Here is an 8,694-nt window from a genome sequence, read left to right on the forward strand (position 1 = left end):
ACGTCGCCGAGAGATCGGGGGCGAGGTCAGAAAGCCAAGGAGCCCACGAGGGCCACCGGGCGGACGACCACGGGACGTGGCGCAGCTTGGTAGCGCACTTGACTGGGGGTCAAGGGGTCGCAGGTTCAAATCCTGTCGTCCCGACAGTGATGTCGGAAGGCCGTTGTTCGGGAGAAATCCCAGATCAGCGGCCTTTTCTGCTTCCCGCCTCTTGAAGCCGCCACCTGCCCCTGCCATGCTTCGGGCGATCTTGCCAGGGACCAGCCGGGGACCGCGGTGCCGGCCGGGCGCAGCTGGGAGGGCAATTGGGCAGAGCCTCATCGGGGAAGAAGACGGCGCGCGAAGCCGGGAGAACCCGGGACCACACGGTGCCGCAGATGTACCTGAGGCGGTTCGCCGAGCACCGCGGCCGACGTCAGCACGAACTGACCGTGCGCAGGACCGCTGCCATCGACGCACCGTTCCCCGCGATAGTCGGCAACATCCTTGCCGAGCGCGGCTATTACTGGGAGGCCACCCTGGAAGGCGTGCCCCACCACGTGGTCGAGGAATTCTTCTCGCACCTCGATAGCAGGGCGAAGCCTGTCTTCGACGCCATGCTGGACGCCCCCGAGGGGGCGCTGCCCCAGCGGTGGCCGCTGACGGCCGACGAGCGGCTTCACCTGGCCTGGTGGATGGCCGCGCAGGTGCTGCGGACCACTCGCCAGCGGAAGCGGCTGATGTTCGACGTCGGCCCGGCAGAGGAGGCGGCGCAGGTGCCGGCGGATATCGCGGCGATTGCCGCCAACAATCCGCATCTGCGCTACATAGCCGAACACCTCGCTGCGCTCGCGCTGGTTCTCTTCACCAGATCGTGGGGCTTGGGGTTCAGCGACATGTGTCTGCTCACCAGCGACGTGCCCCTGGTGATGCTGAATGGCCAAGACACAGGCAACCAACTGGCGGCGGTGGAGGTCTGCGACATTCTTCTTCCGCTCGATCCCCACCGGTTTTTGTTCCTGCCCGGCCGTGGAATGCAGGAGCAGGATCCGCTGAAGCGCTCGGACCACCGAATGAAGTTCCACGGCGGGCTGGGGATGGCTCTGGTGCAGATCGTCTACGACGTGGCGGACGCCTTCGTTCTCCACCATCCCCGGCATGACCCGTGGCGTCACTGGAAGCCGGAAGGCCCCCGCCAGCCTGCTGCCTGGGACGGGGACGAACACCCGGCACCCATGTACGCGATGCGGTACGCAGTACTGGCTCCTGATCTGACCGTCGAACGCCGCTGGCTGGACGAGCACGCTCCGCCCACTTCGAGGAGTTCTTCAAGAAGCTGAAGCGGGTGATGAGTTCGCCGGACCACTCGGCATGCTGTCCGGCGCAGCATGCCGAGTTCGACCCGGCGGCGTTCACGGGACGCGGACTCTACTGAACGAGCCGTAGGTGGCGGATGGGCGCTGCGCTGGCATCCGCGTGATTCGCGCCGTGTGGTTCGGCGAGGATTGGCTGCCGTTCCGCCGAGAGATGCTTGCTGAGGGTGCGTCCGGCGTTCTCGATGGAGCTCTTGTCCGGGTGAAGGTAGCGCTGGGTCGTGGTGATGTGCCCGTGCCCGGCGATCTTCTGCAGGACGTGGATGGGGACGCCGACGTCGGCGAGCCAGGTGAGGCCGGTGTGCCGGAGGTCGTGGCGGCGTAGGTACTCGTAGCCGAGGCTGACGACGACTTCGTCCCAGTGGGCGGCGTCGCGGAGGATGGCGGTGGTGATGCGGCCGCCGCGCGGGCCGGTGAAGAGGCGGGCCATGGGGTCGTTGCCGACGACGTTCATGCGCCGGTTCACGAGGTCGCGGATCTCTTCGATGATGGGGACGGTGCGCCGCCGTTTGCCCTTGGTGCCTTTATCGATGAGGCCGCCGGGGGCGGTGGTGGTCTGGCGGCACAGGTCCCAGGTCCAGTCGAAGCGGTTGATGTCTTTGACGCGGACGCCGGAGACCTCGCCGATGCGGGCGGCGGTGCAGGCGGCGAAGCGGACGATGTCGCCCCAGCCGCGGTAGTGGTTGTGGGAGCGTTCAACCAGGGCGTTGGCGAGTTGGTCGAGGGCGTCCCAGTCGGCGAGGGCGAGGGATCGGGGGTCGTCGAGTTCGTCCTCGGCTTTCTTGTAGAGGCGTTGCCAGCCGTTGATGCGTGAGGGGTTGAAGTCGATGAGGCCGTCGCGGACGGCCTGCTCCATGACGCGGACGAGCGGGGCGAGGCTGTTCTTGACGGAGGAGACGCTGAGCCCGTCGGCGATCCATGAGTGGAGGGCCCGGTCGGTGATGCCGTTGGTGATGTTGGTGACGGGTATGTGGCCGATGACCGGGACGACGCGGAGTTTCCAGCCCGCGGTGTAGGGGTCGAGGGTGGTGGTCTCCAGGCTGCGCATCGCCAGGTCCCAGTTCTCGTCGCCGTAGTCGGCGAGGGTCATGGTGAGGGTTCTGGGGGTGATGCCGCGTCCTGCGGCCCGTTTCATACAGGCGATCCATGCTTCGGCCTCGGTCTGCGTGGGGACGGAGGCGGAAGCGGATTTGCGGCCGCCGCCGTTGGGTTCTGTCCAGCGCACGCGGGCGCGGTAGCGGAACTCCGGACGGCGGTCGGGTCGGTGCTCAATGTCGGTGGTGAGCTTGACACCCATCGGGATGAGCGGGGTGCGGTCGGACATTCAGGCTGCCTCGGATGGGTCGGTGCGCTTCTGGGCGAGCCACAGCTGGGTGTCGGGGATGCTGTAGAGGTAGAGCCGGGGCGCGATCTGGACGAAGGGCGGGCCTTGCGGGGGAGTGGCGGAGCGCCAGCGCCGCAGGGTCGAGGGGTCGACCTTCAGCAGCGAGGCGAGTTCCTCGGTCGAGTACCAGCCGCTGTGCAGGAGGTCGAACTCCGTTGCCGGGTCGGGTTCGTGCGCGGGGCAGGCGGCGACGGCCGGAGTCGGGTTCGAGAGCCGATTCGCGGCGGGGATGTGGGATCGGGCGTGCATGGTCTCCCTCTGCTGGGTGGTGGAGCCGTGTGGGCTCGGCCGGGCACGCCCACAGTCACCTGTCCGCTTGGACGGGCGGAACAGGGGTTGGCGTGCTGGATGGGGCAGACCGTACGCACGCCTGGTTCTGTGAAGCGCGTCGAGATTAGGCGGGCAGGCCGGGTGGGAGGCGATCTGGCGTCTGCGATCGCAGAAGAGTGTCTGTGGTTGTCGGAGGTCGTTGCAGGTCGGCCCAGGGCGGGAGCCGATTCTTGGTGCCGGCGGCGATGCGCGCTGTGAATGGCGTCCTTGCCCGGTGGGGCGCGGTCGGGCTGCCCTGGCAATGCTTCGGAGTACCCTGAAAGTGGCGGCAGACGAGGGGCCTCGGACACGTTCTGTGACGAACGTAAGGGGCACTGCACGGCTGGCGCCTGGCACCCCACCGCAGCTAACTCAAAAGCTGCGGACTTTTAATCCGTAGGTTCAGGGTTCGAACCCCTGGCGGCCCACCACGGTCGAGGCCAGGTCAGACGCCGTCTGACCTGGCCTTATTCGTTCCCGGAGCGGTTCGGGGGCTGTTCACGCCTCTCTGGCCGGTGCCCGCAATGCCCGAATTGTTGGCCGGTGCGGGGACGGTGCGGGGACGACGCCCCCGAACCGCCCCCTCAGGCCCCCTTTCCACCCACGTACGCCCCCGTCCAGCCAGGCCCATTCGCGGCTCCGGCGGGCACTCTCCGTGAGACCACCGGGCGGCGCTCACTCCGGGGTCGACCGGTCGGTTCTGCTGCACACGAGCCGGTGCGGGGCGGACGTCAGGCCGCCGTCCGGTCACAGCGCGCCGAGGTAGAGGGTCTGCCCGGAGACGCGGGCTTCGGCGACCTTGCTGACGAACTCATGCCGCGGTCCGGTCATCAGCTTCCCCCAGCCCTCGAGGTCGTGGACGGCCCACTCGGTGTGCTCGCTGGCCTGGAGGGTGATCGTGTCGAGCTGCTGGGCGGTCAGGGTGCCGCCGTCGAAGACGTACCCGGCCTTCGCCCGCGGCCACGCGGCGCCGGCGGAAGCGTAGGTGACGGCAAGCAGCCGGGGATGCTCAGCCAGGTCCGGATGGATGGTGCGGAGGTCATGGCCGGTCTCTTCGCGGTACTCACGGATGGCGGTAGTCAGCGGGTCTTCCCCGGGATCAACGTCTCCGCCAGGGAACTGCCACACGTCGGGGTCGCGGCGCGAGCGCAGTCCGAGGGGGCGGCCGTGGACGTCGGTGACGAAGAAGCAGCCGAACATCGTGGCGTTCTCGATGGTCGTCACGTACTGCTCGGGCGGTAGCCAGCCCACGGGTGCTCCGTTCTGAGGGCGGGCTGTCGCCGCCGACCATCCACCGTAACGAGCTGGAGCAGGACTGGGCTACGCCTGGGCCGCCGCCCTCGTCAATGACCTTGCTAGCGAGGACCAGGAAGACGATGCCCTGACCGATCGGATAACTGGCTGCCAGTCAGCCTTCCGCCGCAACTGCAGGTTCGTCGGATTCGTCCCGCTGCGAGAGGATGAACGGTCAGTGGCGCGGGAGGGGTTCGGGCGCGCTTCTAAAAGATCATGGTCGACCTTGTCGTCCGTTCGAGGTCTCCCCGCACACGTACTGGGTGAACGACTGACCGATCCCCGGTCCGGTCCTGCCCGTGGAGGCCCTGATGCCCTTGTCCGACCCCGTCTGCCTGGCCTGCGACCCGAGGGAGTACGCCGTGCGTGCGGTGGCTGGCGCGCACGCCGATCCGATGCAGTGGTGCGGCAGCTGCTGGCGCCTCACCTCCGCGCCCGCTCGGTTCTACCTGCTGCAGAAGCATCGGATCACCGCGTATGTCCAGCGCCGCGCCGGCCACCTCGGCGGCCAGGTGGTGGAGGACATCGTTCAGGAGACCTTCATGGAGGTCCTGGAAGGGATGGACAGGATGCGCCACCCGGAGCGGGTCCAGTTCACGATCGCCCGGCGGGTCATCTACCGGACGGCCCCGGAGTACACCGGGAAGTACGTCTCCTACGTGGGCGAGCTGCCCGAGGACGCGGCGCCGGAGAGCGAGGTGTCGGCGGAGGAGCGTGTGGACATCGAGAAGGCGCTCGAAATCCCTGAGCTCACCGAGAAGGAGCGCGCCTACCTGGTCGACCACAAGATGTACGGCGACTCGGCGGCGGAGACGGCCCGCCGGCATGGGGTGAGTAAGGGTGCCATCACGAGGACCTCGGGGCGCGGTGTCACGAAGCTCAGGGAGAGCCGCTGGTTCGCGATCGCGGAGGCAACCGCCCGCTGGATGACGGTGTTCCACGAGCTGTTCCGGGTGATCGAGCAGATCCTTCACCACCTGTGACAGGAGGCGGAGCTGGTCGTCGGGGTTGTGACGCGGTGTCCTCCAGCCCCAGATCTGGCCTCGCGCGGCACCCTGGTCCTGCCGTCGTCGCTCGCTCGCCGGGCCCGCCGGAGGGTCGTGGCAGGACGGCGGCGACCGGGGTGCGACGCGAAGCCGGCCGCCCTGGTGGAATCTAGGGCGGCCGACGGCCAGGTGCTGGTTGTTCTAAGCGATGTAGGCGGTCGTGCCGGTCTTCTTGGCGGCCGCGGTCTGCCGGAGCCGGTCCGCCGTGGTGGAGCGGAGGACCTGCGCCCACTGGTCGAGGGGGCGGGCAGCCCACTCGCTGTGCTCGCCGGGGTCGAGCCGGATCGCGGCGATCTGCTCGGTGCTGAGCTGGCCACCGTCGAAGATCAGGCCGATCTTGTTGGCGGGCCAGGTCGCCTCGGGCAGGCGGAAGTGGACGGCGAGGAGCCTGCCGCAGGCCAGGGTGAGGCCCATCTCCTCGCGTGCCTCGCGGAGGGCCGTCTGATCGGGCGTTTCGCCGGCGTCCATCTGCCCGCCGGGGAACTGCCAGACCTGGGTGCCGTCGTCGGGCACGTACACCGAGGAGTTGAGCAGGATCGGCCGGTCCTGCTGGTCGGTGATGTACAGCGATGCGTAGACGGTGGCGCGGGGCAGGGTGGTGACGAACTCCTCGGGTGGCAGCCAGTCGCGGTCGCCGCTCGGGAGAGGAAGGAAGGACACATGCTTCTCCTGTCGGTCTCGGCCGGAGGGGAGAGTCAGGCCGCGGTGCGGTTCTCGGCGGCAGCGCGAGCGTAGCCGTAGGAGAGGTAGTCGTCCCAGACCTGTGCGGCGGTGCCGTCGGGGCACAGCTGGTGCAGGGCGACCATCCCGGCCAGGATCGCGGCGCACATCTCGTGCTGGACCTCGCGCGGGAGGGCGGTGATCGGCCCGTCGGTGCCCCAGCCCTTGGAGCGGCGGTACAGCTCGGCGGCCTCGTTGGCCTCCTCGGAGACCTTGGTGACCAGCAGGAGTTCCGCGACGCCCTCGGGCGCTTGGCTGCGGCGCCGGTCGCGGCCGTGGAGCTCGGCGATCTGCTCCCAGAGCGGGACGGCGCTGGTGCCGGTGGTGGCGGTGTTCATGGTGTCCTCCTGCTGTTCGAGGTTTCCGGCGGCGGGCTGCCGACGGGCGGCTACTGCTTGCGGGTGGGGCGGCCGAGCTGGTGGAGCGTCCATCCCCCGTCGAGCCAGGGGGCGGCGTCGACGGCGTTGCGGATGTCCACGACGGTCTTCTCGCGCACCACCTCGGCGAGGGCGGCGGGCAGGTCGGCGTCGCGGGTGTACTGCGGCCACTCGGTCCCCAGGACGATGAGGTCCGCGCCGGTGGCGGCTTCGAGGGCGGTGTCGCGGAAGCCGAGGTGAGGGTGGGAGCGGCGGGCGTTGTCCAGGGCCTCGGGGTCGTGGACGACGACGCTGGCACCGCGGCGGTGCAGCAGGTCGGCCAGGCGCAGGGCCGGGGAGTCGCGCACGTCGGAGGTGCCGGCCTTGAACGCCGCGCCGAGGTAGCCGATCGTCAGGCCGGCCACGGGACGGCCGGCGGCGTGCTCGACGAGGTTGGCGGCGGCGGTGGTGCGGGCCCGGTTGACGTTCTGGACGGCGGTGAGCAGGTCGTAGGCCTCGGTCGCGCCGAGCTCGCCGACGCGGTGGGTGAAGGCGGCGACGTCCTTGGGCAGGCAACCGCCGCCGAAGCCGATCCCGGCGCGCATCCCGGCGTGGCCGATGCGGTGGTCGATGCCCATGGTGCGGGCGACGTCGTCCACGTTTGCGCCGACGGCCTCGCAGACCTGCGCCATGGCGTTGATGTAGGAGACCTTCATGGCAAGGAAGGCGTTGGCCGCCGACTTGGCGACCTCGGCGGTGGCCGGGTCGGTGACGACCAGTTCGATGTCGCCGCGCTCCAGGATCGGCGCGTACACCTCCTTGACCGCGGCCAGGGCGGTGGGAGCGGACAGGCCGACGAGGATGCGGTCGGGGCGCAGGCTGTCCTCCACCGCGTGGCCCTCGCGCAGGAACTCGGGGTTCCAGACCAGCTCGATGCCCTCGACGGTGGCGAGGTCGGCGATCAGGGCTTGGAGGCGGGCGACGGTGCCGACGGTGACGGTGGACTTGCCCATGATCGTCGCGGGCCGGTTCAGCAGCGGCACGAGCTGTTCGACGGCGGAGACCACTTCGGAGGTGTCGTAGCCTTCGCCGTCGGCGCGCAGCGGGGTGCCGACGGCGAGGAAGTGGACGTCGGCGAAGTCGGCGGCGTCGGTGAGGCTGGTGGTGAAGCGCAGGCGGCCGGTGGGCACGTGCTTGGCCAGCAGCGGGTCGAGGTCCTTCTCGTAGAACCAGGAGGCGCCGCTGGCGAGGGTGGAGCACTTGTCGGGGTCGATCTCGACGCCGATCACCTCATGCCCGAGCTCGGCCATTGCGGCGGCGTGGGAGGCTCCGAGGTGACCGCAGCCGATCACGGAAACGCGCATGTCAACTGTCCTTCTGCGGTGGGTTGGTGGGGGGTGCGCACGCTCCGACGCACCCCCCGACGCTACCGCGATTCATTCACGGTTTCTGACGGTTCGTCAGGCTGCGGCGGTGACGCCGAGCAGCTCGCACAGCCGCTCCAGCGCGGGGATCGCCTGCTGGCGCACGATCACATCGCCGGTCTGGGCACCCTCGATCGGGTACTCCTTGAAGACGCCGTTCTCCTCCAGGCCCTCCGGGTCGACGAACACCACTTTCGTCCCGGCGGCGCGGGCCCGCTCCTGCACCCACCGCCGGTCGGCGTGCAGGCCGATCACCAGCAGCGCCTTCGCCTTCGGGTGCAGCTCGATCTCCGGCACGCGCTGGTCGTAGCGCCGCACGAAGCACTCCGCCAGGCCCGCCCGCGCCGGCAGCAGGTCGAAGTTGTGCGTGATCACCGGCCCGACGATCGCCCCCGCCTCCTGAAGCGCCCGCATCGCCCGGTGCGCGGCCGTCGGCTCCGCGGTGAAGCACGCGCGGAACATCGCCACCAGCGACTCGCCCTTCCCTGCCGGGTCGAGCAGCATCTCCTGCACCAGCAGGTCGTCGCCGGGGGCCATCGTGAACGGGTGCGACTGGGTGAGGGCGTTGTCCTTGCGCGCTGTGACCCGGTACACCTCGTGCAGGAAGTGCAGCGGCGGGATGCCCGCCTCGATGCTGGTGCCGCAGCCGATCTTGACCTGGAAGGGCAGCAGGCCGGCCAGCGCCGCTAGACGAGTAGTTCCGAAGTCAGCTGGTTTTGCTGGTTCTGCTTCGGACATGCAGGAAGGGTGTCCAGCATTCGGGTTGTGACGACCGAAGAACTGGACACCCTTCTGACCGCACTTTACGTG

The 8,694-nt window shown here is 69.2% G+C and carries 9 protein-coding genes and 1 tRNA gene; 3 read left to right on the forward strand and 7 right to left on the reverse strand.

What is annotated here, in order from left to right:
- Positions 1-70 precede the first annotated feature (70 nt).
- Positions 71-144: transfer RNA gene (locus ACFUEL_RS01380), tRNA-Pro, on the forward strand.
- Positions 145-368: 224 nt separating this feature from the next.
- The gene (locus ACFUEL_RS01385; protein ID WP_380233825.1) at positions 369-1,319 is read left to right on the forward strand and encodes a DUF4238 domain-containing protein; all 951 of its coding nucleotides are present in this window, start codon (positions 369-371) and stop codon (positions 1,317-1,319) included.
- 88 nt (positions 1,320-1,407) lie between these two features.
- Here the strand turns inward: ACFUEL_RS01385 and ACFUEL_RS01390 are convergent, their stop codons facing one another.
- The 3 genes from ACFUEL_RS01390 to ACFUEL_RS01400 all read right to left on the reverse strand — a co-directional run bounded on the left by ACFUEL_RS01390 (position 1,408) and on the right by ACFUEL_RS01400 (position 4,296).
- Positions 1,408-2,676, reverse strand: a complete 1,269-nt coding sequence (locus ACFUEL_RS01390) for a tyrosine-type recombinase/integrase (RefSeq protein WP_380233826.1) — start codon at positions 2,674-2,676, stop codon at positions 1,408-1,410.
- The gene (locus ACFUEL_RS01395) at positions 2,677-2,985 is read right to left on the reverse strand and encodes a helix-turn-helix domain-containing protein (protein WP_380233827.1); all 309 of its coding nucleotides are present in this window, start codon (positions 2,983-2,985) and stop codon (positions 2,677-2,679) included.
- 807 nt (positions 2,986-3,792) lie between these two features.
- Entirely contained in the window at positions 3,793-4,296 is a 504-nt protein-coding gene (locus tag ACFUEL_RS01400) for an NUDIX domain-containing protein (RefSeq protein WP_380233828.1), read from the reverse strand.
- A 341-nt stretch (positions 4,297-4,637) separates the two neighbouring features.
- Here ACFUEL_RS01400 and ACFUEL_RS01405 point away from each other — a divergent pair, with 341 nt between their 5' ends.
- Entirely contained in the window at positions 4,638-5,321 is a 684-nt protein-coding gene (locus tag ACFUEL_RS01405) for an RNA polymerase sigma factor (RefSeq protein WP_380233829.1), read from the forward strand.
- 204 nt (positions 5,322-5,525) lie between these two features.
- Here ACFUEL_RS01405 and ACFUEL_RS01410 read toward each other — a convergent pair whose 3' ends face one another.
- The 4 genes from ACFUEL_RS01410 to ACFUEL_RS01425 all read right to left on the reverse strand — a co-directional run bounded on the left by ACFUEL_RS01410 (position 5,526) and on the right by ACFUEL_RS01425 (position 8,622).
- Positions 5,526-6,044 carry an NUDIX domain-containing protein gene (locus ACFUEL_RS01410; protein WP_380233830.1) on the reverse strand — a complete coding sequence of 173 codons (519 nt, stop codon included), beginning with the start codon at positions 6,042-6,044 and terminating at the stop codon, positions 5,526-5,528.
- Positions 6,045-6,079: 35 nt separating this feature from the next.
- Positions 6,080-6,442 (reverse strand): hypothetical protein, encoded by a 363-nt coding sequence (locus ACFUEL_RS01415; protein WP_380233831.1) that lies wholly within the window; start codon positions 6,440-6,442, stop codon positions 6,080-6,082.
- A gap of 50 nt (positions 6,443-6,492) precedes the next feature.
- Entirely contained in the window at positions 6,493-7,824 is a 1,332-nt protein-coding gene (locus ACFUEL_RS01420; RefSeq protein ID WP_380233832.1) for a UDP-glucose dehydrogenase family protein, read from the reverse strand.
- A 96-nt stretch (positions 7,825-7,920) separates the two neighbouring features.
- Complete coding sequence (locus ACFUEL_RS01425; RefSeq protein WP_380233833.1) at positions 7,921-8,622, reverse strand: hypothetical protein; 702 nt, start codon at positions 8,620-8,622, stop codon at positions 7,921-7,923.
- Positions 8,623-8,694 lie beyond the last annotated feature (72 nt).

Origin of the sequence: Kitasatospora sp. NPDC057198 (assembly GCF_042670125.1) — a bacterium.
Taxonomy (GTDB): Bacteria; Actinomycetota; Actinomycetes; order Streptomycetales; family Streptomycetaceae; genus Kitasatospora.

Excerpts from the sequence above, each read along its gene's own strand:
- ACFUEL_RS01420 (WP_380233832.1), bottom strand. The coding sequence starts at position 7,824 with ATGCGCGTTTCCGTGATCGGCTGCGGTCACCTCGGAGCCTCCCACGCC.
- ACFUEL_RS01395 (WP_380233827.1), bottom strand. The coding sequence starts at position 2,985 with ATGCACGCCCGATCCCACATCCCCGCCGCGAATCGGCTCTCGAACCCG.
- ACFUEL_RS01415 (WP_380233831.1), bottom strand. The coding sequence starts at position 6,442 with ATGAACACCGCCACCACCGGCACCAGCGCCGTCCCGCTCTGGGAGCAG.
- ACFUEL_RS01390 (WP_380233826.1), bottom strand. The coding sequence starts at position 2,676 with ATGTCCGACCGCACCCCGCTCATCCCGATGGGTGTCAAGCTCACCACC.
- ACFUEL_RS01425 (WP_380233833.1), bottom strand. The coding sequence starts at position 8,622 with ATGTCCGAAGCAGAACCAGCAAAACCAGCTGACTTCGGAACTACTCGT.